This window comes from Parahaliea mediterranea, assembly GCF_017255185.1.
In the GTDB taxonomy this organism is placed as follows: Bacteria; Pseudomonadota; Gammaproteobacteria; order Pseudomonadales; family Halieaceae; genus JAFKCZ01.
This window is the reverse complement of record NZ_JAFKCZ010000001.1, coordinates 283,969-309,941: the sequence shown is the minus strand read 5'-3', so window position 1 is coordinate 309,941 and position 25,973 is coordinate 283,969. Positions and strand designations below refer to the sequence as shown.

The following is a 25,973-nucleotide window of genomic DNA, read 5'->3' as shown; positions in this document are numbered from 1 at the left end:
CTGCTTCGGTCGAATGAATTCGACCCTACAGAGGGTGCGGGGTGTTTCGGTCGAATGAATTCGACCCTACAGAGGGTTTGGGGTGTTTCGGTCGAATGAATTCGACCCTACAGGGGGGTGTGGGGTGTTTCGGTTGGATGAATTCGACCCTACAGGGGCTTGGGCGGGTTCTGTAGGGTCGAATTCATTCGACCAGATACCCGCCGATAAAAACCGCCCCTCAAGCCAGCAGTGAATCGCCGTATTCCAGCAGCCGGTGCAGCACCTGCTCCTTCGCCGGGGGCAATTCCCCGCTCTCCAGCAGCGCGTCGATTTCGGCGTGGAAGGCCTCCATGCAGATGCTCGCCCCCGCCTCCGGCTCGGTCAGGCGCTGGAAGCGGTACTCCTCCCACTGCGCCCGCTCCTCCGCGTTGAGACTGTCCGGGTAGTTGCGCGCCCGGTAGCGGAACAGCATTTCCGGGAGGCGCGGATCCTCGAACACGAAACTCTGCTCGGCCAGTTCCTGTGGCGAGGCCTCGCGCACCCGGTTCATGCCTCGCTTGTCCTGCTCGGGGAAGAAACCGCCGCTGTAGAGCATGCGGTCGGGGTCCTCGATGGGCTCGAAGGGGCGCTCCGCGTACACCGCCTGCAGCTTCGCGGCAAAGGCTTGCGGCCCCGCCTCGCGCTGGGCGCGCAGGGCCGCCAGGTGGGCGCGACAGGTATCGCCGTCCAGGCCAATGCGCGCCGCCACCGCCGGACTCGCCATTTTCGCGGTCACCACTAGCGGGCAGCGGTTGATATGGATCGATTTCAGTCCCGGGCGCTGCTGGCCTTCGGGCAAGTCCTCGGTCCGCGTGTACAGCAACTGGCGGATTTCATCCGGGGTCAATTCCGCGAGCACCGATGGATCCGCGCTCAAATCGAAGCAGATCACCTCGTTGCGATTGGCCGGATGCTGGGCCAGCGGCACCACCAGGGCGGTATTGAAGCGCTCGGCGCCGAACATGCCCGACACGTGAAGCACCGGCTTCATATTGACGATATCGAGCTGCTGCTGCACCGCGCGCTTATCCCGGTGCTTGAGCACGTAGTCGTACAGGCGGGGCTGCTTGTCCCGCACCAGGCGCGCCATGGCGATAGTCGCATGCACATCCGAGAGGGCGTCGTGGGCCGCCTCGTGGGCGATGCCGTTGGCGGCGGTGAGCTCCTCCAGGCGGAAACTGGCCTGGCCGTCCTCCCGCAGCGGCCACTCGATGCCCTCGGGACGCAGGGCGTAGGCCGCGCGCAGCATGTCGATAATATCCCAGCGGGAATTGCCGTTCTGCCATTCCCGGGCGTAGGGATCGAAGAAGTTGCGGTACAGGGTAAAACGCGTGACCTCGTCGTCGAAGCGCAGGGAGTTGTAGCCCACGCCACAGGTGCCGGGCCGGGCCAGCTCTTCGTGGATACGCGCAATGAACTCGCACTCGGGGACACCCTTTTCCAGGGCCTCCTGGGGCGTGATCCCGGTCACCAGGCAGGCCTGGGGCTGGGGCAGGACATCGGCGGCGGGCCGGGCGTAGATCACCAGCGGCTCGCCGATCGGGTTCAGGTCGGCGTCGGTGCGCAGGCCCGCGAACTGCACCGGCCGATCCCGGGAGGGATCGGCGCCGAAGGTCTCGTAGTCGTGCCAGTAGAACGTTTGGGACAATGCGACGTTCTCCGAAGCGCTGTGAACAATGGGCCCCCACTTACGCGGGGGCGACTCGAAGAGGGCTTCAGATCAGCTCGATGGCTTCTTCTTCGATCTTCTGCCGCCAGATTTTCGGCCCTATCTCGTGCACCGAGGTGCCCTTGGCGTCGACCGCCACACTCACCGGCATGTCCTTGACCTCGAACTCGTAGATCGCCTCCATCCCCAGCTCGGGGAAGGCCACGACCTGCGCCGAGGTGATGGCCTTGGACACCAGGTAGGCGGCGCCGCCCACGGCCATCAGGTACACAGCCTGGTGTTTCTTGATCGCCTCGATACCGGTGGGACCGCGCTCGGCCTTGCCGATCATGCCCAGCAGGCCGGTATGCTCCAGTACGAAGTCGGTGAATTTGTCCATGCGGGTGGAGGTGGTGGGGCCGGCGGGGCCGACCACCTCGTCGCGCACCGGGTCCACCGGGCCCACGTAGTAGATAAAGCGGCCCTTGAGGTCGACTTCCGGGGGCAGGCCCTCGCCGGACTCGATCAACTCTTTCATCTTCTTGTGGGCGGCATCGCGGCCAGTCAGCATCTTGCCGGACAGCAACAGGGTATCGCCGGGCTGCCACTGGGCGGCCTCTTCCGGGGTCACGGTATCGAGATTGACCCGGCGCACCGAGTCCCCCACTTCCCAGGTGATATCCGGCCACTGGTCAAGGTCCGGCGGGGTCTGCAGGGCCGGGCCGGAGCCGTCCAGCACGAAATGGGCGTGGCGGGTGGCGGCGCAGTTGGGGATCATCGCCACCGGCAGGGAGGCCGCGTGGGTGGGGTAGTCCTTGATCTTGACGTCCAGCACCGTGGTCAGGCCGCCCAGGCCCTGGGCGCCGATTCCCAGTTTGTTGACCGCGTCCATGATTTCCAGGCGCAGCTCTTCCGCGCGGTTGACAGGACCGCGCTCGCGCAGCTCGTGGATGTCGATGGGGTCCATCAACGACTCCTTGGCCATCACCGCCGCCTTCTCCGCGGTGCCGCCGATGCCGATCCCCAGCATGCCCGGCGGACACCAGCCGGCGCCCATGGTCGGCACCGTCTTCACCACCCAGTCGACAATGCTGTCGGAAGGGTTCAGCATCACCATCTTGGACTTGTTCTCCGAACCGCCGCCCTTGGCCGCCACCTGCACGTCCACGGTATCGCCCTCGACGATCTCCATGTGGATCACCGCGGGGGTATTGTCCTTGGTGTTTCTGCGCGCGCCGGCCGGGTCCGCCAGAATCGAGGCCCGCAGCACGTTGTCGGGGTGGGTATAGGCCCGGCGCACGCCCTCGTTGACCATGTCCGCCACGGACATGGTCGCGTCCCACTGCACATTCATACCTACCTTCAGAAATACGGTCACAATGCCGGTGTCCTGGCAGATCGGGCGGTGACCGGTGGCGCACATGCGCGAATTGATCAGGATCTGCGCCATGGCGTCCTTGGCGGCCGGGTTTTGCTCCCGCTCGTAGGCCTCGTGCACCGCCTTCACGAAATCCAGCGGGTGGTAGTAGGAAATGAACTGCAGCGCATCGGCGACGCTGTCGATAAAATCGTCCTGGCGAATGAGGGTCATGGCAGATACCTTTTCTTTACTGCGGCAAAATCAGGGGTGGCATTATACCTCCTGAAGGGCTGGATTCACCCGAGCAAACCCAGGTCGAATGAATGACCCGAAAAGAGGGGCCCGCTGTCGACCCTACAGGGGTGCGGTGCGTGTAGGGTCGAATTTATTCGACCGGGACTCAGCCTGCGACGCGCCCCTACGAGGGGCGGGATCAAGGCGCCGGCGCGGCCGCCGGCGACGCCTGCAGGCTGCGAATCGAGGCCTGCAAGTCAGAGATGGTCGCGTTGATCTGGCGCCGGAAGGCGTTGATCGAGCCGACCCACTCCTCGTTGCTCTGGACCCGCTTGTTGAGCTTGGCGAGCTCCAAATTGATCTTGTTCAGGCTGTCGGCCACCCGCTCCACCTCGGCGCCATTGGCCCGGGCGCTGTCCATCAACCGCTCCAGGTCACCCGCCACGCCCTTGAGCTTGGCCAGGTCGGCGGTGGCGCCCTTGAGCTGGCTCTCGGTCGCGCTGATCGACTTCTCCGCGGCGGCAACCTTCTTGGCCTGGCTATCGCGGGCCACCTCCAGCTCCTCGATTTTCGCCTTGTTGCGGCGCCAGGCGGAAGCCCACAGTTTGTCCACCTCGGAGTACAACTCCTTGATTTTTACCGCCATCGCCTGGGTATTCTGGCTCAAGCCCTCATCGGTATCCGACAACCGGGCCTCAAGGTCGGCAATGCGCTCGGCGTAACGCTCCATCTGGTGATTGGCCTGGCCCAGCTGTTCCTGCAATTGCCAGGCCCAGGCACAGGCCACCGCGGCCACCACCAGGGAGAGGGTGATAAACAGACGGGCCCACAGCCCCGCCCCGCCACCGGAGCCCCCCGATGGCGGCTTGCCCCGGCCATTTCGGGAGCCCGATTTGTTGTTGCCACGGGCCTTGCTGGTGGCGTAATGCTGCTCGGTGTCCCTCGAGGGAACAATCGAGGGGATGTGTTCCAAATCGTCTTGCGGCATAAAACAGCGGTGATTCCTGGATAAGAGCCGCCATTATACATAGCGGCCACAGGGGCAGAAACCGGATACCCGGAAGGGCCATATTAGCTGCCGGGGCTTCGCCCCGGCAGGTTGGCAGAACTGACCGCTCGCGGCCGTGTTACAGGAAGGCCAGCAGCGCCCAGAGCACCGCGGTCAGGCCGAGGCTGCAGTGGATAACGCCCACCACGCTGGTCATCGGCCCGGTCTTGCCAAACAGGGCGTTGGCTTCCAGCAGCAGGATCACCACCGCGCAGGCGATCAGGCCATTGGCGCTGAGGTCGGGGATGTACAGGTGTTTGGAACCCAGCATGCCCAGCAGCATGGGACCGGAGAACAGGGTATTGGTGCGCGAGGCCAGCCCGGCCTTCGCCGCGGCCGCGGGCCCGTCGCCCTCCTTCATACCCAGCACGATCTGCTGCTTGGGCCAGATAATGAGCCACACGTTGAGGAACATCAGGGTGCCGGCCAGGGCGCCAATCCAGATCAGCGAACCGGCGACGAAGTTGTTGAAGGCTCCCACAAAATGCAGCAGCACCAGGCCGGTGAGGAAGGTGAACATGGCCCCCCAGCGGAACCACCACAGCGCCCGGGGCGCAAGCTTCTTCATGGCATCGGCCTTGGCGTCGGCCTCTGCCTCCTTGAAGTACTCGGTCTGGACGAAGTTGAAGTAGTACAGCATCCCTATCCAGGTAATGCCGAAAATAACGTGAAACCACCGGAAGATAAATTCGACGACAGCCATGGATCGCTCCTTTTCTCGTTATGATCCCTCGGGGATTGTACACCCGATGGGTGAGTGATTAACAACCGGGGGTTTTATGCCGGGGAGCATGGGATTGGGAGTGGCGCTTCTTACCGGGACGCGACCTAACAGCTGCTGCCACGCGGGCCCCCCTGGCAGAACACAACATACAGCTCCTAATTTCAAATGGCTTGACTACAGGACTTCATAACGTTGGACATGCATCGGGGCCATTCTCTTAGTTCGGAACCGCAAAGGCAAAGAAGCAGGAACCCTAGACCTATCTACTACTGCCCTATGCCTAGCATCCCCGCACTACCACCTCGGAAGTGATGGGGAAGCCGTACCGCTGCATGGTATTACATGTTCGCATATCGAGCTGCCGGAACGGCCCAAAGGAACTACAAAACCGGCGCTGATTGTTGTTGCGCCTTTTGCTGAGCCTTTTCTTTTTCCTCCTGTGCAAGCCGTTTTTTATATTCCATAGTCTGCTCGAAGTGATTTTGATGCAAACCACCATTATACAGTGTAATCTCCAGCGAACTCACAGCTTGGTCCCTATTCAAATCGATGCGCCCAATGACAACTTCTCCGCATTCTCCAACGCGCCCCATAGGATTAGGGGCCGAGATGTCCGGACTAGGGCGGCATGAGCTAACTTTCGTCCGGGCACTCCTGCTCCAGTTATAATAATTAGGCGGGACTGACTCCACAGATGAACCGTATTTGGAGTGCAACGAATCAACGATGGTTTGCGTTGCAACGGGCTCACTAAACGTTATCGATCTTTTCACCAAGTATGCACGGCCGCCCTTGGGTGGTGCCGAGAGCGCGATATCCATCCGCTCCTCTGCCTTTTGCGCTCTGAGCATCAATGGGTATTCCTGATCCTTGAGCAACAAACGACTATCACGGTCATTCAAGGCTGAACTCGAGATTACTGTGATTTCATAGCCCTGATCAGTAGCAGCCAATACCTGCTGCACTTCTTCTACGGTCATCCCAAGCCGAATACCGAGAATATCGTAAGGGCCACCTGCCGAATCAACAACCTGCGAGGGTCGCTGGCTCGCCGCTGGAGACGTCTCGTGGGCTTTGTCCGGTGCGGGTTCTGACTGAACCGTCGCTGGAGAAGCCTCTTGGGCTACGTCAGGTGCGGGTTCCGACTGAACAGTGTCACTACCATTGATGCCATCAGTGGCCGACTTCGTGACCGCATCCCCAGCACTGTTCATCACAGCATCGGACGTTTCTTTGATGACGTCCTTGGCACTATCTAGGATATCGTCAAATACACCCGCTGGTGAGAAAGAGCTGTATAACAAGATACTTCCCGCAAAAACTATTCTTTTCATATATACCTTCCGATGGTTTAAGGCAAAATAATATAGCGGGAACTAAATAAGCACAGTTTGTACCACCAAAGTATAAGTCTTTGATTTTATGCACCAGCATTCTTCTACCGCCCAACTGCGGCGCAAAACGTGATCCAGCTGTAAAAAAAGTTGACAGTCAGGCCATTTCAATAAGAATTTCATAAATAAGACAGCATGCAGTTCATGGGCGGCTGCCGCATGCCTGCAAATAACCATCTCAAGGAGAGCGGGCCGGCGGAGGTTGAGGAGGAGAGGTTATTTCCATCAGGAGTCGATCGCCGGCACCCCGCGTTGATCCGGGGTAGGTCAGGTCTTTTTGGCCCGGCGCGCAGGGGTCGGTGCGACCACCGCATCCGCTTAGTGGCAGCAGCCTCTCAGCCCGCTCGCCCGGACGATAGCCAAACAACCACTCCACATCATCAGTACCCACCACACCAACCAGCAAGGTCCCCAAAACAACGCCCCCTGCGAGAAGCCAACAGGCAAACGCACCGCATGCCCCGTAGCAGAGGGCCAAAAAGCACCTGGCCTGCGCCGGAGCGACGCAGCGGCCGCAGGCCGCCTCCAGATTTAGACCTTGAGCCTTGAGCCTTGAGCCTTGAGCCTTGAGCCTTGAGCCTTGAGCCTTGAGCCTTGAGCCTTGAGCCTTGAGCCTCCAATGCTCCTCGACACCAGGACTCCAAGAGCTATCCAACGCCCTCAAAAGCCCTACTTCGACGAAATAAAAAACCCATCACCAGGCCTGAAAACAAAAAAAGCCCCGCCTCAAAGAGGCGGGGCTTTCGCAAAGGACCTGGGTTGGGCTTACATCATGCCGCCCATGCCGCCCATGCCGCCCATGTCGGGCATGGCCGGAGCAGCGGCCTTGTCTTCCGGTGCGTCGGCGATCATCACCTCGGTGGTGATCATCAGGCCGGCCACGGAACCAGCGGCTTGCAGCGCGGTGCGGGTCACCTTGGCGGGATCCAGGATGCCCATTTCCAGCATGTCGCCGTACTCGCCAGTGGACGCGTTGTAGCCGAAGTTACCCTCGCCCTCGGTTTTCACCTTGTTCAGGACAACAGAGGCCTCGTCACCAGCGTTGGCAACGATCTGGCGCAGCGGGTTTTCCATCGCGCGCAGGGCAGCGGCGATGCCGGCGTTCTGGTCTTCGTTGTCGCCTTCCAGGCCAGTGATCGTGGCCACGGCGCGTACCAGGGCCACGCCACCACCGGCGACAACACCCTCTTCCACAGCAGCGCGGGTCGCGTGCAGGGCGTCTTCAACGCGGGCTTTCTTCTCCTTCATCTCGACCTCGGTGGCGGCGCCAACCTTGATCACCGCAACACCGCCGGCCAGCTTGGCCACGCGCTCTTGCAGCTTTTCACGGTCGTAGTCGGAAGACGTGTTCTCGACCTGGACGCGGATTTCCTTCACCCGGGCCTCGATGGCAGCGGCTTCGCCGGCGCCGTCGATGATGGTGGTGTTGTCCTTGTCCATGGTCACGCGCTTGGCGGTGCCCAGGTGCTCCAGGGTGGCGGACTCCAGGTCCAGGCCCACTTCCTCGGAGATCACGGTACCGCCGGTCAGCACGGCGATGTCCTGCAGCATGGCCTTGCGGCGGTCGCCGAAGCCGGGCGCCTTACAGGCGGCTACTTTCACGATGCCGCGCATGTTGTTGACCACCAGGGTGGCCAGCGCTTCGCCTTCCACGTCCTCGGCAACGATAACCAGCGGCTTGGAAGCCTTGGCTACCTGCTCCAGCAGGGGCAGCAGCTCGCGGATGTTGGAGATTTTCTTGTCGACCAGCAGGATGAACGGCGACTCGTTGTCGGCGGTCATGTTCTCCTGGTTGTTGATGAAGTAGGGAGACAGGTAGCCGCGGTCGAACTGCATGCCTTCCACCACGTCCAGCTCGTTGTCCAGACCGGTGCCCTCTTCGACGGTGATCACGCCTTCCTTGCCCACTTTCTCCATGGCGTCGGCAATGATCTGGCCTACCTGGACGTCGGAGTTGGCGGAGATGGAGCCTACCTGGGCGATCGCCTTGCTGTCTTCACAGGGGATGGAGGCTTCCTCGATCTTGGCCACGGCCGCGGCCACGGCCTTGTCGATGCCGCGCTTCAGGTCCATCGGGTTCATGCCGGCGGCAACCGCTTTCAGGCCTTCGTTCACGATAGACTGGGCCAGTACGGTAGCGGTGGTGGTGCCGTCGCCAGCCTGGTCGGAAGCCTGGGAAGCCACTTCCTTGACCATTTGCGCACCCATGTTCTCGAACTTGTCTTCCAGCTCGATTTCCTTGGCCACGGACACACCGTCCTTGGTCACGGTCGGAGCGCCGAAGGATTTGTCCAGAATTACGTTGCGGCCTTTCGGGCCCAGGGTGGCCTTGACTGCGTCCGCCAGGATGTTCACGCCTCTGAGCATGCGCTGGCGGGCTTCGTCACCGAAATATACGTCTTTAGCTGCCATTGTATATGTCCTTGATTTTCAAACAGTTATCTTGAATTCGGGGTGTCGCTTACTCGACAACAGCGTAGATTTCGCTCTCACCCATGATGATCAGTTCGTCACCGTCGATCTCGATGGTGTTGCCGCCGGCGTATTGGCCAAACACAACGCGATCACCGACCTTGACGGCCACGGGGCGCACTTCGCCGTTGTCCAGGACCTTGCCTTCGCCAACCGCCACCACTTCACCCTGGTTCGGTTTTTCCTTGGCGGAGCCGGGCAGAACGATGCCACCGGCGGTGGTTTCTTCCTCTTCCTTGCGACGAACGACCACACGGTCGTACAGCGGACGGATTTTCATTTGTGAAGCTCTCCTAGTAACGATGTTATGCAAGCCCCAGTATGGGGTTAGCTAGCTGTATGGGGGCGGTGAAAAACGATTTCAAGGCCCGATTAGCACTCTTTGCAAGAGAGTGCTAATTCTAGTTGGAGACGGCCCGCAGTCAAGCGTCCACGAGACCGATCAAAGCAGTTATAAAGGTTTATATTTCAATGAGTTATATCAGCAGACCAATTTAGTCGTCGAGCCGGCGATAGTTCCCCTCAATGGTGCTGCGGGTGCCTGAATCCCGCTCTGGCGCGTAGGGTTCGGCCTGGGGACCGGTGAAAAAACGGGCGAGTTTGCGCCGCAGGGGCCCGATCAGCACCACCAGGGCGGCGAAATCGGTAATCATTCCGGGGATCATCAGCAGCAGGCCAGCCAGGCCCATCGCCATATCATCGAGCAGCAGGCGGGTACCGAAAACCCGGCCCGCCTGCGCCTCGCGCAAGTGCCGGAACATGCCGACGCCCTGGCGCTGCAGGATCAACAAACCCAGCACGCCGGTGGCAAGCACGTAGAGCAGGGCGGTGAACAGGTCGGTTTCAACACCCAACTGGATCAGGGTGGCCAGCTCCAGCCAGGGCAGGAGCAACAACAATATACGCATGGAATTCTCCTCTCCCCAGTGTATGGGGGTAAAAATCCCGAATGCAAGCGATAGCGACGCGGTGGGGGTTACCAGTCGTAAGTGAGGCCGATGGACCACTTCTGGTCCTTCTTGTCCACGGCGTCCTGGGCGGGCAAATTGTCGTAGTCGTACTCGAAACGGATCACCGAGCTGAAATGGCCATTGATGGGGTACTTTAGGCCGGTGGTGCTGGTGATCTCGAAGTCGTCGTTGTTTTCAAAGGCCTGCAACATCGCGTGGCGGTGGAAAAATTCCATGCCCTTGTCATTGAAGCGCCAGGCAAAGTCCAGGTTCCACAGGAAGGCCGGGGTGGCGCGGTCCTCGCCGTAGGTAAACTGCTCGTCCACGTAGTTGACGGTGCCCTTGCCCAGCAGGTCGAAGTAGCTGGTCTCCAGGAACTGGTAGCCCATACCCATCCCGGCGAGGGTGCGCTGGTCGATCTGCTTGAATTCATCCTCCTCGTAGGAGGCATTGCCGGCGACGAACCACTGGTCGGTAAAAAACTGGTCGTACTGGTAACCGCTGCGCCACATGTTACGGGCATTGGTGTCGTCCACCTGCTCCTCCTGGTAGCGCAGGGCCAGGGTGTGCCGGGACTCGATAAAACGCATCTCCGAGCGCGCGGTCACGTCCACCTTGTTGATGTCGTTGTTACCCGATGAATCCTCCGCGGCGACATTGACGTTGCCCTTCTGGGTCAGCAGTGGCTTCGGGTCATTGACCGCCTCCCCCGCTGCCACCACCAGCTTCCAGTCGGAAAGCACTTCCACCCCCTCGTCGCAGTGCAGGAGCTGGTGGTCGTCCTGCACGAACATCCAGCAGTTATTGAGTTCGCGGCTGCTGAGCTTGAAATCGAAGTGGTCGCCGGACTCGATGCGGGCGATATGATGCTGGTCGATCACCAGGTCGCCAAAGACCTCCGACGACCACACCAGGTTGCCCTCTTTCAGGCCGACCAGGGTACCGGGAATGGACTCGCCATCGGTGGTGAAGAGACGGTCGGCGCGGGCGGCGCCGGCGGCGCCGGCCAGGGCAAGCAGACAGGTGAAAAGTGCCAGAAGCGACTTGTGGGAGCGATGAACTTTCAAGATACTCGTTTTTCTGGTTAAGGTACGTGCGTGATTTTGATGCGATTCAAGCGACATCTGACAACAGAACCCGGCATTCATTCCAATGCATCAAAATGAACCCGACCTGAATCAGCGTATCTGGCAGGTGGTGGCCCTGATACCGCCAGGCAAGGTCGCCACCTACGGCGATGTGGCTCGCCATGCCGGCCTCCCGGGCGCCGCGCGCCGGGTGGGCTACGCCCTGCGCCAACTACCTGCCGGCTCCCGCATTCCCTGGCACCGGGTAATCAATGCCCAGGGGCGTATATCACTGCCGGCGGGCACTGGGGGCGAGTATACCCAAAGGGAGCGGCTGGAGGCAGAGGGCGTGGCGTTCATCGGCGGCAAAATTCCGCTGCGCAGCTACCGATGGCATCCCGGGGCTTCAACATAGCCAACCCGCCCAAACTCGCATAACATCCCTGTTCACCCGATTGCGACCCCATCGAGGTCGCCCCACTACCGGCAGTTACCGTGAACACTCCCAACCGACAACACGCACAAACCCCAAATGCGACGCCGGACTGGTCGCAAGTCAACATTGTGGCCGGCGATTCGATCCGCCTGAGCCCCGAGGAACCCACCGCCCGGATTCCCGTGATCGTGCATAACCGCTCGTGCACGGAAATCGACCCGGACACCGGCGAAGGCCTGGTGTTCGGCGTCAGCCTGTGGGCGGCCAATGGCGAGCGCCTGTCGGTGGAAAGCGTGCGCAGCCCCTTGTCGGCGCGCATCGCCGGCGGCGCGGAGCATTACCAGTGGGTGACAGTTCACGTGCCACCTGAATACTTCTCCAGGGTCAGGGAACTGCGGGTGGGGCTGTTGCTGCAGGGAGAATACTGGGTGGAAAACCTGCATCCCGCCCACTCGCAGAAGCTGGCGCTGGAGACGGGATCGCCGGACGCCCCGGCAAAGCTGGAAATGGCGATAGCGGAGAGCACCTGGCCCAGGGGCGCGAACAATCTCCTGCGCTGGCCCTACAGCGCCATGATGGTGTCGGAGTCGCAGCGCCTGCTCTACGTGCCCATCGCAAAGTGCGCTTGCACGACACTCAAGACCCTGATGATCGAACTGGCCGACATTCCCCACCGGGAGCTGGCTTCACTCATGGGCGTGCACTGGGTAACGGACCGCTTCAATACCGGGGTCCAGCTGAAAGACAAACCGATGGCGGCGGCGCGGGAAATTCTCGCGTCGCAGGACTACTTCAAATTTACCGTTGTGCGCGACCCGGTCGAACGTATCCTTAGCGCGTATCTGGAGAAGTTTGTTTACAAGCGCCACAACCCGCGCAACCTCCTGCATACCCGCCCGGTACTGGAGCAGGTGCAGCAGAGCGCCGATATCGATATTGAACGCGGTATCACCTTCGAGGAATTCGTCGCGCACATTACCCAGTGCTCGCCTCACGACCTCGACAGCCACTGGCGGCCGCAGTACCTGTACATCAAGGGCGTCCCCCACTTTCACGGCATCTATCGCCTGGAGCACATCGACCAGCTGGCCAGCGACCTCGGGGAGCACCTGGGCCGCGGCATCACCCTGGACCACCAGAACCGCACCGAAAAATCGACGTCAATGCTCGACGGAGCGGCCCGTATGCTGCCCGGAGACATTGAAGCCGCGGGCAGTATCGACCCGGCGAGCCTGCTGGACGAGACCATACGCGACAGGCTCGCCAGCTACTACTCAGAAGACGTGCAGCTGTACCATCAGGCTGGCCGGTAGCGAGTCCGCGGGGCCGAATAAAGGCCCCGCACAAACACAGCAAGCTATCAGGACAAACACGGTGACAGTCGCGGCGCTATGACAGGGCCCAGTACTCCTCCGGCTTGCCAAAGCGCTGCAGAAACTCCCGGGCATCCGGTGCCACCTCTTCCTCAAAGCGCTTGCGGGAATCCCCGTCCCAGACAATTTTGCGCCTGAATGGCACACGCAGACCAAGGGGCTTGAACAGCTCATCCTGTCGCTCGGGCCGGATGCGTGAAAGTGGAACGCCCGACCAGGCCCGGGTCCGCAGGAAACGCATCAGCCGGCTATCCTTCAGCTTCTCTGAGCCACGGTTGAGCGTCAGGGAGTTGCTGACCCCGTGCGCGGGCAGGGAGAGATGTGCAAAGCACTTGTCCAGCTCCCCTTGCGGATCGCGACGCAGGTCCTCGAGAAACAACACGTGAATCGCCTCCTCGCCAAACCTGTCGAGGTAGCGGCGAATCCGGCTCATATAGCAGGAGTCATTAATCATCTGCGGAAAGACCTCGAGGCAGGCTTCCAGCGAATAGGGGGCATTCAGTCCAAAGCGAACGCCGCTATGGTGCATTTCCCGATAGCTTGACTCGATCCGCTGGATGGGATTGCGCGCGATAAAGATAAAACGACAGTGCGGATTGTTGGCGTGGATTCTTTCAACGGAAATAGCTTCCCTCTCGTATCCACTGTAATTCACACTACCTTCACCCAGTAGTTGCCCTTCCTCCGCAGGACTGAACAGTGAGCGGTACATGGAACCGCGTTCCTCGAAGTCATCCGCACTGAAATACCAGGGTTCTTTCAGAGACGGAATAAAAATACCGGGGTGCTGCGCCAGTAATGCGCACAGCGTGGTGGTTCCGCATTTACTGAAACCGGGTACCAAAAAATCGACACGCTGCGTCATGAGCCTAGCGCTGTGGTTTCCGGCACAGAATGGACTGCGATTTGGGCAGCAACTGGTTGAGCGCATCGCGGATTTTGTGGCCCTGGGGATGCTTCTGGACTTCGTGCCAGGTGGCAACCCAGTGCTGCACCATGGGGTGATCGGAATTAAACGGGAGCTCCCCGTCGCTCTCCTTGGCGTTGAGCCAGGCCAGGGGCCAATATACGCTCCAGAAGCCGCCAATGAACCGGTGATCCACCACTTCCAGTCCCGCTTCATCGATCAGGGCCCGGAATCCCTCCTTGTTATAGACGCGGATATGATTGGGCACCTGGAAATACTCGAGCGGCGCCGTCGCGGCAACAAAGGCCTCTGACCTCGCGTCCGGCACGGTAATCAGCATACTGCCCCCGGGACGCGTCACGCGTATCAGCTCGCCGAGGAACTGTTGCGGGTCGGGGACGTGTTCTAGCACCTCGGTACAGATCAGGACATCCGCCGTATCGTCATCGAGCGGAATGGGATCACACTGCGACAGAATTCCCCGGTAGGCCCTGGCCGCGGAATCGCGAACCTTTTCCGTGGTTGCCTCGATTTTCTCCGGGTCGCTATCGACGAAGATGACCTCCGCCCCCTGCATGCCGCAAAAACGCGTAAATCCGCCGTTGCCGCAACCGACATCAATCACCGTATCGGTTGAACGGATGGGAAAGCCCCGGGTCAACTCCCCGGTCTCGCCATTAAACCAGCCTTCCAAAAACCAGTCGTGCAAACCGAGCTTCGAGGCACTGGGTCGCTGTTCGGGTGTTGCCATTCAATTACCTTCCGCTAAGGGGGTTTCAGAAGACTTCCTGCCGCCCGACTCAATGCCGCGGGCCAGGGCCGTGCCACGGGATCGCAGGGGCTGCTCAACCAAACCGTAGTTCAGTGCCGCCGCGACAAACATCAGCGCCAACGCGATACCAATCGCCACCACTTTGTACTCGCCGAGAGGGACGTCCAGGCGATAGAACAGCTCCCGGGTGAAAAACAGCGAGGGCACGTGAACAAGATACAGCGCATACGATCGTGCGCCTATCCACAGCCATGCATCCGCAAGCCAGCGGCGCGAAACCAGGCATTCATCGCGCCCGCTGCACAGCCAGACACACAGCCCGGAAAGCAGGGCGACAAGCCCCACGCGGGTCGGCAACTGGTCCTGGGGAATGTTGCCGACAGCCACCAGGCCGGCCAACGATACCACCACCAGCAGACGCCGCAACGCCAGCGGCACTCGATCGACACCCAATGTGCCACCGGACATATCCTGGGCCAGCGCGATGATGACACCCAGTGCGACCGCGTCGGTGCGGAACATCATGCCATAGAGGCCCCTCGCCGAGAACAGCTGTACCGCGACCAGCAGCAGCAGGGGCCAAACAAGCCGTCGCCGGAACAGCCAGACGAGGAAGGGAAACACCAGGTAGAACTGTTCTTCGAGCGAAAGGCTCCAGTACACGAAGCTGGCGCCGGGCTTGGCCACGCCGAAATACTGCACGAACAGGTAGTTGGAAAAGTTCAGCACCCCGGACAGGGTCCACCACAGGTTGGTTTCCAGGGTGCCGAATACGCCGGAACGATTCCAGAACACGCACAACAAAAGAATAATAAACAACCACAACCAGGCCGACGGGGCGAGGCGGAACAGCCGCGCGGTCCAGAACCCGAGGGCCACACGGCGGAAGTCGCCGGCGCCGTGCACCGCGTCAAAGCGCGGCAACAGGCTTCGCGCTATCACAAAGCCCGAGATGGCGAAGAACAGATCCACCCCTACCCAGCCGCCACCGAACAGGTGCCACCACGCGCCCTCGAAGGCGTTCTTGGGCAGCAGGTTTCCGCGCAGGTGCTGGAAAATCACCGCGAGGACCGCCACCGCGCGCAGGATCTGGATGTCCTGGATCTGGCCCCGGGAAGCGTTCACGCCCCGCGCCTCGCGGAGGCTTTGCGCAACACCCGGCGCAGCTGCCGGTAGACCCTGTCCGTCGAGTAATGCCTGCGCACCTCGCTGCTCGCCGCTTGCGACATCGCCTGATAGCGATCCGGCGTCACCTCGGCGCTGGCCAGGTAGCAACGGCGAAGGTCATCCCAATCGATACGGTGTGACACCGTCCGGTAGGCGCGCCGGGGATCGTTGGGCCAAATGTGCGGTTGTTCGCTGGACCTGACAACGTAGCTATTGCGATCGTTGATATAGGTTGCCATCGCCGTATGGTCCGGGGAAATGGCGGGCACGCCTTCCGCCATAAACTCCAACAGCGGAAGGCACTGGCCTTCCGCCAGCGAGGTATTGACGAAAAAATCAGTGGCGGACATCAATTCCCGCAGCTGCTGATCCGGCAAAAAGCCGTGCAGTGCCACGATTCTACAGCGGAACGGCGACAGGCGTGAAAACAACAGCAGCAATTTGCCCAGGAAGGTGGAGCGATTGTGGTGCGACATTTTCAACACCAGGGTCTTGCGCGGATCGTCGCGGAATGCCCAGCAAAACGCCGTGACCATGTCCTCCCAGTTCTTCCTGCCGTCGACCGGATTGAATACGGAGGTATAGACAGTACCGTCAAGCTGTAACCGCTGAACCGCGGCGTTGATCAGCCCCGTAGCCGCCGTCGACGGCGCCGCGCTGCCGCCGCTTCCCTCGGGTCGCCGAAGGCGCAGGCTCGCCAGTCCCAGGCCCAGCGTCCGGTGGTCGCGGGCCCCCGAAGCCGCGATCGCCGCCAACCCGTAGAACTGGATACGCGTGGCCCCGTCTTCCGGCACCTCGAACGCCAGGGAGAAACGCCGCAGGCTGGCCGGCAGGATCAAGCGCTGCTCGCAGCGGCCGATCACTATGCGCAGTTCCCTGTCGACATTATCGCCATAGGCCTGGACCTCCAGATCCAGCACCAGCGGCCCCGTAAGCAACCACGGCAATATGACACTGGGGCGCGCCGTCTTCGACCAGCTCCCCCAGTGTTCCTCTTCGTAGAAGCCCAGCAGGTATTGGCTGTCGCCCCCGCCCTCCAGGCTGAAGTCCCAGCTGACCGGATCGCCCTCCCAGCGCCGCCCGGCGTGGTAGACCCCACTGCCGGTCTCCGACAGCGGTGACACGCCTTCCGCGTCAATGGCCAGGGCGCGCGTATCAATGATACCGGCTTCGAGATCCAGCTCACGCGTTGTGCCGGGGACATGCGCGGACGCGTGGGCGCGATGGCCGACATTTGACAGCAAGGACCGCCACCCGCCGAGGCCCTCGCCCACCGCAGCAATGGGGGCGGGAACCGTTTCCACCAGTACTCCCCGCCCCACCTGCCGCCGTATAATCCGGGTCGCGTAGTCGGAAATCGTGACCACGGCGCCGATTTCCCGAATTGCGCGCACCCAGTCGTTCCAGGGATTGTCGTCCCAGCTCTCGTTGGGAATGCGGTCGAATTCCCAGGCGAGCACCGCCACGGTGGGGCACCGCAGGTTGCGAGCCGTCCTGTGCGGCGGGGTAAACGACAGGAAGACACAGCGCTCTCCCTCGCGCCTGGCCTCCTCGTACAGGGCATCGACTTCGAGCTCCGGGTCTTCTACCCGTTGCACGCGGCCCAGTTGTTCGAGTACTGGCTGGTACTTGTCCAGAATGAAAAAGTAGCTGTACTCCGCCATGCCGAGATTCGCCGCCACACTGGCGCCGCTGGTCTCTGAATAGACAAGAATCCGCATCAATCGCCCATCCGCCTGTCCACCTGCTCCAGGAACTGCCCCAGCGATTCGCGCGCGCGCTCCCCGCCGCAGTAGTGCCGCTGGGACTCGGCTGCCGCGCGGCCCATGGCGTTGTAGCGCCAACGGCGCCACTTCCAGCATTTGCGGCTGGCTGTGAATGCGTCGCGGAGCGACTCCCAATCGATCCGGTGCCAACAGGTCCTGTAGACCTGCCGGGGGTCGTGCGGCCAATAGGTCAGCTCGGGAGATGAGCGCACCGGGAAACCGCAGCCGGCGTCGAGGTAATCCCCCATGGCGGTGTTCCCTGGAGCGATGGCCGGCACCCCGCTGGACATGAACTCCATCAGGGGCAGACACTGTCCTTCTCCCCGGGAAGCGTTCACTACGAAATGCGTGTTGGCGACCATATCGCGGTACTGTGTGTCGTCCAGATACCCCTGCAGGAAAACAAGCCGGCAATCGAAGGGATGCAACTCCATGAAGAACGTAAAAATGTCCTCGAAAAACAGGCTCATGTCCTGGCTGGCAATCTTGATCAGCAGCGTTGCATCCCGCTGCTGCCGAAACGCGTACACAAAGGCGGTGACAATATCCTCCCAGTTCTTGCGACCATCGTTGGGATTTAGGACCGCGGTGTACAGGATTGCGCCAGCCGGAAGAGCGGGCGGCTTCAGCGTGGGCAACCGGGAACGAGGCCGAGCGCTATCCCGCGACAGCGTGATCCTCGCAATTCCGAGGCCCAACTGGCGCGAATCCTCCGGATTCCCGCTGGGCTGGAGACTGACGCCATCAAACACCAGGAAGTCGGTGGCCGCTACCCCGTCAAACTGACAGTGAGCCACCGTCGCCCCCTCGGCGATCTCCAGTTCGACTTCGACACCGCCCAATGACAGGCGCACCGGGGAGCCGGGCTGCTGGAAACTGTGAAAAAACTCGATACTCAGCGCCAACGGCCCCGCCACCGACCGTGGCAACTCCAGTAAACACCAGGGCTGCGCCGTCCACCTTCCCTGTGCCTCCGCCGGATGAAAGCCATGCGCGACGACACTGTCGCCGACACCGCCCGCGCGAAGATCCAACTCCAGGCCGGCATCGCCCGCGCCCTCCGGCCGGCGGATCTCCAACAGGGAGAGCCCGATGCCAATATCGCGCGGATCGGGCATGCCCTCGGCCCTGGCCCCCACCCCCTGGAACGTCAGGAAGCTGGTGGGTGATTCCACCTGCAAGCGCAGGCGATGGCAACGCAGGGTTTCCGACAGCAGGATGCAGGCCCGCGCCTCGCCCAGCTCGATATACAGCGGCTTGCCGATATTTTCAGCGTAACCACAGACTTCAATGACCAGTTCGACCTCACCCTGCACGGTTTCCTGCAACATCATCCAGGGGAAGCCCGAACGGGTCCAGACGCCCCAGTCCTCGCAGTCGTTGAAACCAATCAAGGTCGCGCGGTCATCGGCAACTCCCTTGCGCAGCGGCATCAGCAGGGGCTCGCCACCCCATTGGGGGCGCAGCGAGTCCACCTCATTGGACCCGCCCCCGAGACGCGGCTTCACCGCCGTATTGCTGATGTCGTAGCTCGCACTGTCGATCACCGTGCCCGCCAGTTGTATCGCGGACAGCCCCCCGGGCGCGGCCCTGCCCCTTCGTGCACGCAAGTCACTGAAATCGTCCCACAGGGGCGCCGGAATCGAAGCGCCGGGCAGCCCCTCGCCAACCTGTTCACGCAAAACGTTCAGGGCATGGCTGGAGTGTGTTATCGCCCCGGCGGACGCGCGCAGTATCGACACCCAGTCGTCGCCCGGCCCGGTGAAGGGCTCGTCGGGAATCGAGCTGTACTCCCAGGCGAACACCGGAATGACCGGGCACTCGCTGAGCTGCACGGCTTTGTCTGGCGGTGTAAACGAGAAAAAGTACACCTGGCCGCCGGCGGCCTTGCGGCGGCGCACCAGATCGTCGGTCGGCGGGGCATCGAGCACCTCGACCTCTCCGAACTCCTCCAGCAAGGGGATATAGCGCCGCAGGACGAAATAGTAACTGTAATCCGCCTTACCCAGGCCCTCGCGGATACTGCGGCTGTTGAATTCCGCGTAAGCCAGAAATAGCCTCAAGACGATACCTCCGGTTGCTCGGCCGGCTTGCGATCACTACCCGATCTCTGAGGCCCGTGGAGAACACGCCACATGACGTCGGCGGAACGCTCCCAGCTATAGCGGCGAGCCCGGCCGGCGCAGGCCGCCCTCAGGCTGGCGTGTAGTTGCGAATCGACGCAGAGCCGGGTCATCGCGGCGGCGATTTCGGCTTCGGACAACGGGTCCACCAACACCGCGGCTTCGCCCGCGACCTCGGCCATGGGGGAGTTCCGCGACGTTATCACTGGCAGGGACGCGGACATTGCCTCGGCCACCGGCAACCCGAAGCCCTCGTAGAGTGAGGGCATCAACAGTGCGTGCGCGCCTCGATACAGTCCCACCAGCAGTTCGTCGCTGACACGTCCGGTCAGGTCGACAAGCTTCTCCAGCCCCAATTCACTCACCAGCTCCGGCAAGCGCTCCCCGCCCCAGCCCTCGCCTCCGACGATTTTCAGGCGCCGCGGCCGGGCCTCCGCCTGCTGTTGCTTCACATAGTCGCGATAGGCGTAAAGCACTCGGCGCAAATTCTTGCGCGGCTCGAGCGTGCCCACCGCCAGGAAATACCCCCGCCCGGACCCCTGCGCCAGGCCATTCTCGCCGACGCCTGGCCCGAGAACACTGGCGCAGGGAACGGTAACCGCCTTGTCGGCAAAGCGCGGGTAGAAGTGACTCAACTCGCCAGCGGTGAACTCGGAAATGGTGGCGATGACCTCGGCCCGCGCGAGCGCCGGTGGCGTAAACAACGCCTCGATCTGCCGACCGGGAAATCGCATGGTCTCGCCGTACCGGCGCCAGACAAAATCGTACAACGTGAGAATGCGGCGCGCGCCGGCCGGCAAACCCGCCGGCAGCTGATGACGGGTGCCCCAAAATACCTGGACCGCGTCCTTGCGCGCCCAACAGGGAAACACCACGTGGGCCAGCTGGCTGGCGCGCAATGACCGGGGCAGGCGCAGGGTGCGGTGGCTGACGTTCGGCAGGCGAAAGTCACCGTCATCGTAAGGCTGAACACTATAGAAATACCATTGCCCACCGCGCCGGCAAAGCCGGCGCAACAACTCGACGGTGTGCCGGTAGATCCCCGTGCCGGGATGACACAGGGGACGGGCGTCAACCGCGATGCGAAGCGGCTCGGGCGTCATCGGTCGACCATCCCCCGCAGGGCCTCGGCCACGGCCTCTGCGGTGTTACGCCAGCGGTATTGCCCGCTGCGCGCCAAGCCATCCGCCACAGCGCGCTCGCGCCACTCGCCATCCTCCAGCGCGCGGGCAATCAGTCCGGCGAGCGATTCGGGGTCCCCGCCGGGCCACATCAGGGCACACCCGCCGGCAAGCTCCGAAAGCGCCGAATTGTCGGCGCAAACCACGGGCACGCCCGAGCTGAAGGCCTCCAGTACCGGAAGACCGAAACCCTCATAGTGCGAGGCACAGCAGAACATGGCCGCGCCACCGATGATCAGCGGCAGTTCGGACTCCGGAACATAATCCAGGTAGATCACCTCGCCAGCGGGTGCCGCGCGAATTCTGTCCAGTACTGCGCGGCTGCTCCAGCCGTAGGCGCCGACGATCACCAGCGGGTATTGCCGGCGCAAACCGGCATCGAGCCGCGCGTGGGCGTCCAGCAGCGCATCGAGGTTCTTCCGCGGTTCGATGGTGCCGACGGTCAGGACATAGCGACCCGCCTGAAGGCCGTGCGCGGCAAGGGGCGCACGCAGCTCGTGCGCCGGCCGGGGACGGTAGGCGCTGTCCACGCCCAGTGGCGCGACGGAAACGCGTCCCGGTTCGAGATGAAACCGCGCCAACAATTCATCGCGCACGCTGTGCGAGTCCGTGAGCAGGTGGTTCGCATTGGCAAGGCTGTAGCGAATCTCCGCCTGCAGGTGCTCTACCCGATCCCTGGGATGAAACTCGGGATAACGAAATACCGAGAGGTCGTGGATAGTGGCCACCGACCGCCCCTTGAACCGGGGAATACTGAAATTGGGCGACAGGTAAACATGGTCCGCAAAACGATCCAGGGATTCGGCCACGCGTCCGGCCTTGAGCCGGCGATAGGTGGACAGGCCACGGCGCAGCCCCGGAAGCCGTTTCAACCAGCGCCGCAGTCCGCCATCGCGGCGCTGCCGGGGCAATTGCGCCGGATCGAAATGGGCATCCACCCCGGTGCCGCGGACAAACAGCACGCTGTCGATGCCCTCAACCCGCGGCAGGTGGGCGGCGAGCTCGCAACTGTAGCGACCGATCCCCGACAGGGGCGCCTGTACAGCGGATATGTCCAACAAGAGCTTCACGCGCCGGCAAAACCCCGATACATCCAGTCCAGCGTGTCGGCGACGGGAATGGCCTCGAGCGGTCCCGTCACCCCTTCCAGTTTGGCGGGAGACCCAACCAGGCGCATCACATCGTTCTCGCGCACGAAATCGGGATTGACCCTCACCTGAATCCGGTAGCCGGCAATCGCCGCGAGCATATCCAGTACATCGGCAATACTGTGCTCGGTACCCGAACAGATGTTGTAGACCTCCCCCGCCTCGGCGCCGCGCAACAGCCCAACATAGGCCTGGGCCGTTCGCCGCACATCGGAATAGTCGCGATACACGTTGGTGTTGCCGAGCTCGACCACCGGCGCACGGCGGGCGAAATGGGCCACGAGCTTGGGCAACAGGAAGGATTCCGACTGCCCCCTGCCGGTATAGTTGAAAGGCCGCGCGATGGCGATCGGCAGGCGATCATTGAATTGCCGCGACATCAGCTCCATAGCGTACTTGCTGACCGCGTAGTCGTTCTGCGGGGACACCGTGGCCGTTTCGTCCACCAGGCCCGCGGTGGCGGTACCGTAAACGTTGGCGCTGCTGGCCAGCACGACCCTGTCTGGGCCCCGTTGTTGCGCCGACAGCGCCGCCAGCAGGTTACGGGTGCCAACCACATTGGTGCGGTAGAAGGCTTCCACGTCACCGTGCCCCACATAGGCGACGGCAGCGAGGTGAATGACATAGTCAGGCGCCAGGGCCGCGACCGAGCGGCACACGCTATCGCCATCCAAAAGATCCAGCGTTTCGGCCGCGGGCTCACCGCCGGGCCCACCGCCCAGCTCACACACAACATACCCCGCGCGTTGCAGTGCGCCTGACACGTAGCGGCCGGTGAAGCCCCTCGACCCGGTTACCAGTACTTTCTTTGCCATGATCAGAAGGCGCGACCCGTCTCGCAGCGTTTCAGGTCGGCCCGCACCATTTCATCGCAGAGGCTCTCCAGTGTGGTCTCGGCAACCCACCCCAGTTTTTCCCGGGCGCGGGTGGCATCCCCGATCAACAACTCCACCTCGGCCGGCCGGTAAAACCGGGGATCGACATCGACCAGCAGCGCCCCCGTCCGACGACAGTAGCCGCGTTCGTTCTCGGCCTCGCCCTGCCATTCCAGTTCCCGGCCCACGCAGGCGAAGGACATCTCGACGAAGTCACGCACGCTCTGGGTCCTGTTGGTGGCCAGTACGTAGGTATCCGGCTCGTCCTGCTGGACCATGCGCCACATGCCCTCGACATAATCCGAGGCATGCCCCCAATCCCGCTTGGCATCGAGGTTACCCAGGCTGACCTTGTCCTGGAGACCGAGTTCAATGCGGGCCACCGCGTGGGTGATCTTGCGAGTAACAAACTCCAGGCCACGCAGCGGCGACTCGTGGTTGAACAGGATGCCGCTACAGCCAAAGATGCCGAATGATTCCCGGTAGTTGACCGTCATCCAGTGGGCATACAGCTTGGCAACGCCGTAGGGGCTGCGCGGATAAAAGGGCGTAGCCTCCGTCTGCGGAATCTCGCGCACCTTGCCGAACATCTCCGAGGTGGAGGCCTGGTAAAAGCGCGCCCCGGGATTCACCATGCGGATGGCCTCCAGCAGGTGCACCGCGCCCAAGCCGGTGATCTCCCCGGTCGTTACCGGCTGGTCGAAGGAAACGCCGACAAAACTCTGCGCGCCCAGGTTGTACACTTCCTGCGCGTCGCTACGCTGGAGCAATCGCACCGCCGCGCCCGGGTCCGTGAGATCATAGTCAACCAGTACCAGATTGTCGTGACCGGCGACCCCCAGCTCTTCCAGACGCCAGTAGTTTTGCGTGCTCGTGCGCCGCGTGGCGCCCCAGACGCGATAGCCTTTGTCCAGCAGCAATCGCGTGAGATAGGCGCCGTCCTGGCCGAGTACGCCGGTAACAATGGCATTTTTCATTGAGTTCACGTTTCCTTTGATTCTAGGCAATTGTTTCTAGGTAATTTCTTCCGGCACACGCAACAGGTCCGTCGCCGCCCGCAGCGGCCGTTCGAACAGCGCCGCGCAGCGGGTATCGGGACACAGGTCGGCGATTGCCCCCACCAGGCGATGCTCGAGGTACTGCGTTGCCAGGCGCCCATCGCGAAGCTCGCCCGCAAAGCGGGTCAGCCCCGACACATAGGCTGATATGGCATGCTCGGACCGCAAACGGCGATGGCCGGCCTCCCCCATCGCGGCATACCCCGTAGCGCTCCCCACCATGTGCGCCAGGCACCGGTCGAGCTCGGCTGACTCCTGTTCCGGATCGATCTTGCACACCACCTCGGCTGGCAATTCATCATACCAGCCCGTGGCGGTCACCAGGGTCGGCAGCCCCGCCGACCAGTATCGAAGTTGACTGGCGGAAGCCTCCCCCATCGAAGGCCAGCGCAGGTTCAACGCGAAATGGGCGCGCGCCAAGGCCTCGTCCAGTTCGGCGTCGGCCACAAAACCACGAAAGGTCAGCCAGTCGTCCACACCGGCTTCCAGCGCCGCCGCCCGCAACATGGCGGTATTGCCCAGGTTGCCAAAGAGTTCCAGACTCAGGGACCCGGGTTCCGGCATACGTCCCCAGGCGGCAATAAACTGCTCCAGCCGTCGATTGGGACCGGGGTGTCCGCAAAACAGAACGCGCAGGGGGCGCTCCGAATAATCGCGGGCTGGCAGACGGCCGGGCGCCAGATAAGGGAGCGACATTCTGCGCAACCGGAAACGGCCAGGGTACTGCCCCTCAAGGGAGTCCTCCGCGATCCGCGAGTGGACGACGACACCCAGGGCGTTGGCGATAAATGGCAGGAACAGGGGAAAACCAGCGATCAGCGCCTGCTCCGCTTCCGGGGAATACCGGCTCTCGCGCAGCAGTGGCTCGCAACGATCGCCGTATTGCAGGCGCAACATCTGCCGCCACCAGCCCGGCTGGCCTCGCGCCACGCCGTAGGAGCGAGCGAGGTCGACGAGGTTCAGGTCATGCAGTACCACGATACCCGGCTCACGCAGCGCCCGCTCCACGATCGGCACATGCTGGGCGTGGTTGCCAATGTGGTAGACAGGCAATTGATCACCGCTAGTCGCAGCCGGCGGCAGGGATAGCTCCCGCGCCCAGGCCGGCAAGCTCCGCCCCGCGCTCTCGCCATTCGATACCGCCGCCAGCTCCCCGGTCTCCGCCAGCGCGGGAAGCACCTGCGCGCTGTAACGGGCTATTTCGGAGCTATCGACTTCCAGCGGCGAATACCAGTGCAAGCCCATATCACAACAGCCCCTGCAGGACGGTATCCCAGTTGAGGCCAATGCCATCGATATAGTCGCGAGCGGCCCTGCCCATTTGCCGGGCCCGGGAGCGATCCCGCCACACACCGTCGAGGCCGGCGGCGATGGCTTCGGCATCGGCCGGCAACACCAGCCCGGTATGGTCATGGGAAACAAACTCCGTCGGCCCTCCGGCGTCCTCGAGCGTCACCACCGCGCGCGACGACAGCATGGCCTCCGGTGTGATGTAGCCGTAGTCCTCGTCGACCGGCGGAAAAATCACCATACGGGCGCCCGCGTAGAGTTCGCGCTTGCGTTCCTCGGTGACTCGCCCCAGCCACTCCACCCGGGCGTCCACGCCCAGTTCCGCGGCACGGGCCTGCAGCGTCGCGAGGTATTCGGGACTATCGGCTTCGCCAGCGAAGACGACGCGCACGGGCTCGCGGGTGTGCGCCAGCGCCTCGAGAACGAGTGACTGCCGCTTCAGGGGCGTGATTCGACTGGGAAAGAAAAAGTAGTCGCCGTACTCCCCGCCAAAAAAGGCCTCCATATCGCGCGGCGGCGGGTACAGCACCCCCGACTCGGTAGCGTTGTGGGCCAGCAGGCGGGCCGAAACGGTTCTGGAAATGGTATGGATACTCTCGGCGCGCTCGAACGCCTCGTTGTCCGCGTGGCGGATCATCTCCCTCACCGCCGGGCCATCGGGCATGCCGGCTACATCCGAAAACCCGGAATCCCAGAGGTCATAAGCCGTCCGGTGCTGATGTAAAACCCAGAGCGAAAGCGAGGGGTGCCTCACCAGCCAAAGGGGAAACTTCAGCGCGATCACCTTGTCGATGGTAACGCCGTTAAAGCTGTCAAGGTCCAGTAGCCGCGCACTCAGCATGCTGTCGATGAGCGTCTGCTGCGGATACCACTTGAACGGTATCGTGACAATCTCCGCACGGTGTCCCGCCATGTGTAACTGTTGGCATAGATCCTCCGCCAACACTTCCGCCCCGCCC

Annotated in this window: 22 protein-coding genes; 2 read left to right on the top strand and 20 right to left on the bottom strand. The window is 62.3% G+C overall.

Annotated features, from left to right (window positions below):
* Positions 1 to 220: 220 nt before the first annotated feature.
* The 9 genes from sbcB to JYP50_RS01260 all read right to left on the bottom strand — a co-directional run bounded on the left by sbcB (position 221) and on the right by JYP50_RS01260 (position 10,918).
* Complete coding sequence (gene sbcB, locus JYP50_RS01300; RefSeq protein ID WP_206558642.1) at positions 221 to 1,669, bottom strand: exodeoxyribonuclease I; 1,449 nt, start codon at positions 1,667 to 1,669, stop codon at positions 221 to 223.
* A 67-nt stretch (positions 1,670 to 1,736) separates the two neighbouring features.
* On the bottom strand, positions 1,737 to 3,260 hold the full coding sequence (locus JYP50_RS01295; RefSeq protein WP_206558641.1) for a fumarate hydratase: 1,524 nt from the start codon (positions 3,258 to 3,260) through the stop codon (positions 1,737 to 1,739).
* 202 nt (positions 3,261 to 3,462) lie between these two features.
* A complete protein-coding gene (locus tag JYP50_RS01290) occupies positions 3,463 to 4,251 on the bottom strand; it encodes a hypothetical protein (protein WP_241262687.1) in 789 nt (262 codons plus the stop codon).
* 139 nt (positions 4,252 to 4,390) lie between these two features.
* Positions 4,391 to 5,014: a urate hydroxylase PuuD gene (locus JYP50_RS01285; protein ID WP_206558640.1), complete on the bottom strand. Its 624-nt coding sequence runs from the start codon at positions 5,012 to 5,014 to the stop codon at positions 4,391 to 4,393.
* 401 nt (positions 5,015 to 5,415) lie between these two features.
* On the bottom strand, positions 5,416 to 6,369 hold the full coding sequence (locus tag JYP50_RS01280) for a hypothetical protein (protein ID WP_206558639.1): 954 nt from the start codon (positions 6,367 to 6,369) through the stop codon (positions 5,416 to 5,418).
* Positions 6,370 to 7,194: 825 nt separating this feature from the next.
* Complete coding sequence (gene groL / locus JYP50_RS01275; protein ID WP_206558638.1) at positions 7,195 to 8,841, bottom strand: chaperonin GroEL; 1,647 nt, start codon at positions 8,839 to 8,841, stop codon at positions 7,195 to 7,197.
* Positions 8,842 to 8,890: 49 nt separating this feature from the next.
* Positions 8,891 to 9,181 (bottom strand): co-chaperone GroES, encoded by a 291-nt coding sequence (locus JYP50_RS01270; RefSeq protein ID WP_206558637.1) that lies wholly within the window; start codon positions 9,179 to 9,181, stop codon positions 8,891 to 8,893.
* Between the two features lie 214 nt (positions 9,182 to 9,395).
* Positions 9,396 to 9,809, bottom strand: coding sequence for an FxsA family protein (locus JYP50_RS01265; protein ID WP_206558636.1), 414 nt, complete (start codon positions 9,807 to 9,809; stop codon positions 9,396 to 9,398).
* A gap of 68 nt (positions 9,810 to 9,877) precedes the next feature.
* Positions 9,878 to 10,918 carry a DUF481 domain-containing protein gene (locus JYP50_RS01260; RefSeq protein WP_206558635.1) on the bottom strand — a complete coding sequence of 347 codons (1,041 nt, stop codon included), beginning with the start codon at positions 10,916 to 10,918 and terminating at the stop codon, positions 9,878 to 9,880.
* Positions 10,919 to 11,003: 85 nt separating this feature from the next.
* Between JYP50_RS01260 and JYP50_RS01255 the strand changes: the two genes are divergently transcribed.
* Both JYP50_RS01255 and JYP50_RS22065 read left to right on the top strand, forming a co-directional pair.
* A complete protein-coding gene (locus JYP50_RS01255) occupies positions 11,004 to 11,333 on the top strand; it encodes an MGMT family protein (RefSeq protein ID WP_277602391.1) in 330 nt (109 codons plus the stop codon).
* Between the two features lie 149 nt (positions 11,334 to 11,482).
* On the top strand, positions 11,483 to 12,667 hold the full coding sequence (locus JYP50_RS22065) for a sulfotransferase family 2 domain-containing protein (protein ID WP_206558634.1): 1,185 nt from the start codon (positions 11,483 to 11,485) through the stop codon (positions 12,665 to 12,667).
* A gap of 76 nt (positions 12,668 to 12,743) precedes the next feature.
* Here JYP50_RS22065 and JYP50_RS01245 read toward each other — a convergent pair whose 3' ends face one another.
* From JYP50_RS01245 to JYP50_RS01195, 11 genes are read right to left on the bottom strand one after another with little or no spacing between them, the layout of a single operon-like run.
* A complete protein-coding gene (locus JYP50_RS01245; protein ID WP_206558633.1) occupies positions 12,744 to 13,592 on the bottom strand; it encodes a sulfotransferase family protein in 849 nt (282 codons plus the stop codon).
* 4 nt (positions 13,593 to 13,596) lie between these two features.
* Positions 13,597 to 14,385, bottom strand: a complete 789-nt coding sequence (locus JYP50_RS01240) for a class I SAM-dependent methyltransferase (RefSeq protein WP_206558632.1) — start codon at positions 14,383 to 14,385, stop codon at positions 13,597 to 13,599.
* A complete protein-coding gene (locus tag JYP50_RS01235; RefSeq protein WP_206558631.1) occupies positions 14,386 to 15,531 on the bottom strand; it encodes an acyltransferase family protein in 1,146 nt (381 codons plus the stop codon).
* Complete coding sequence (locus tag JYP50_RS01230; RefSeq protein WP_206558630.1) at positions 15,528 to 17,294, bottom strand: DUF7024 domain-containing protein; 1,767 nt, start codon at positions 17,292 to 17,294, stop codon at positions 15,528 to 15,530. Before JYP50_RS01230 ends, JYP50_RS01235 begins: the two co-directional genes overlap by 4 nt.
* Positions 17,294 to 19,402, bottom strand: a complete 2,109-nt coding sequence (locus JYP50_RS01225; RefSeq protein ID WP_206558629.1) for a glycosyltransferase — start codon at positions 19,400 to 19,402, stop codon at positions 17,294 to 17,296. The genes JYP50_RS01230 and JYP50_RS01225 overlap by 1 nt, the downstream gene beginning before the upstream one ends.
* Complete coding sequence (locus JYP50_RS01220) at positions 19,399 to 20,565, bottom strand: glycosyltransferase family 4 protein (RefSeq protein ID WP_206558628.1); 1,167 nt, start codon at positions 20,563 to 20,565, stop codon at positions 19,399 to 19,401. The genes JYP50_RS01225 and JYP50_RS01220 overlap by 4 nt, the downstream gene beginning before the upstream one ends.
* Complete coding sequence (locus tag JYP50_RS01215; RefSeq protein WP_206558627.1) at positions 20,562 to 21,713, bottom strand: glycosyltransferase; 1,152 nt, start codon at positions 21,711 to 21,713, stop codon at positions 20,562 to 20,564. Before JYP50_RS01215 ends, JYP50_RS01220 begins: the two co-directional genes overlap by 4 nt.
* Positions 21,710 to 22,606 (bottom strand): NAD-dependent epimerase/dehydratase family protein, encoded by an 897-nt coding sequence (locus JYP50_RS01210; protein ID WP_206558626.1) that lies wholly within the window; start codon positions 22,604 to 22,606, stop codon positions 21,710 to 21,712. The genes JYP50_RS01215 and JYP50_RS01210 overlap by 4 nt, the downstream gene beginning before the upstream one ends.
* Positions 22,607 to 22,608: 2 nt before the next feature.
* Complete coding sequence (gene gmd, locus JYP50_RS01205) at positions 22,609 to 23,643, bottom strand: GDP-mannose 4,6-dehydratase (RefSeq protein ID WP_206558625.1); 1,035 nt, start codon at positions 23,641 to 23,643, stop codon at positions 22,609 to 22,611.
* Between the two features lie 36 nt (positions 23,644 to 23,679).
* Positions 23,680 to 24,969: a hypothetical protein gene (locus JYP50_RS01200; RefSeq protein WP_206558624.1), complete on the bottom strand. Its 1,290-nt coding sequence runs from the start codon at positions 24,967 to 24,969 to the stop codon at positions 23,680 to 23,682.
* Position 24,970: 1 nt separating this feature from the next.
* Positions 24,971 to 25,927 (bottom strand): glycosyltransferase family 4 protein, encoded by a 957-nt coding sequence (locus JYP50_RS01195; RefSeq protein ID WP_206558623.1) that lies wholly within the window; start codon positions 25,925 to 25,927, stop codon positions 24,971 to 24,973.
* Positions 25,928 to 25,973 lie beyond the last annotated feature (46 nt).

Coding starts and splice junctions, on each gene's coding strand:
- JYP50_RS01280 (WP_206558639.1), bottom strand. CDS start 6,369: ATGAAAAGAATAGTTTTTGCGGGAAGTATCTTGTTATACAGCTCTTTC.
- JYP50_RS01200 (WP_206558624.1), bottom strand. CDS start 24,969: ATGGGCTTGCACTGGTATTCGCCGCTGGAAGTCGATAGCTCCGAAATA.
- JYP50_RS01270 (WP_206558637.1), bottom strand. CDS start 9,181: ATGAAAATCCGTCCGCTGTACGACCGTGTGGTCGTTCGTCGCAAGGAA.
- JYP50_RS01265 (WP_206558636.1), bottom strand. CDS start 9,809: ATGCGTATATTGTTGTTGCTCCTGCCCTGGCTGGAGCTGGCCACCCTG.
- JYP50_RS01240 (WP_206558632.1), bottom strand. CDS start 14,385: ATGGCAACACCCGAACAGCGACCCAGTGCCTCGAAGCTCGGTTTGCAC.
- JYP50_RS01290 (WP_241262687.1), bottom strand. CDS start 4,251: ATGCCGCAAGACGATTTGGAACACATCCCCTCGATTGTTCCCTCGAGG.
- groL (WP_206558638.1), bottom strand. CDS start 8,841: ATGGCAGCTAAAGACGTATATTTCGGTGACGAAGCCCGCCAGCGCATG.
- JYP50_RS01255 (WP_277602391.1), top strand. CDS start 11,004: ATGCATCAAAATGAACCCGACCTGAATCAGCGTATCTGGCAGGTGGTG.
- JYP50_RS01230 (WP_206558630.1), bottom strand. CDS start 17,294: ATGCGGATTCTTGTCTATTCAGAGACCAGCGGCGCCAGTGTGGCGGCG.
- gmd (WP_206558625.1), bottom strand. CDS start 23,643: ATGAAAAATGCCATTGTTACCGGCGTACTCGGCCAGGACGGCGCCTAT.
- JYP50_RS01285 (WP_206558640.1), bottom strand. CDS start 5,014: ATGGCTGTCGTCGAATTTATCTTCCGGTGGTTTCACGTTATTTTCGGC.
- JYP50_RS01245 (WP_206558633.1), bottom strand. CDS start 13,592: ATGACGCAGCGTGTCGATTTTTTGGTACCCGGTTTCAGTAAATGCGGA.
- JYP50_RS01195 (WP_206558623.1), bottom strand. CDS start 25,927: ATGGCGGGACACCGTGCGGAGATTGTCACGATACCGTTCAAGTGGTAT.
- JYP50_RS01220 (WP_206558628.1), bottom strand. CDS start 20,565: ATGACGCCCGAGCCGCTTCGCATCGCGGTTGACGCCCGTCCCCTGTGT.
- JYP50_RS01210 (WP_206558626.1), bottom strand. CDS start 22,606: ATGGCAAAGAAAGTACTGGTAACCGGGTCGAGGGGCTTCACCGGCCGC.
- JYP50_RS01295 (WP_206558641.1), bottom strand. CDS start 3,260: ATGACCCTCATTCGCCAGGACGATTTTATCGACAGCGTCGCCGATGCG.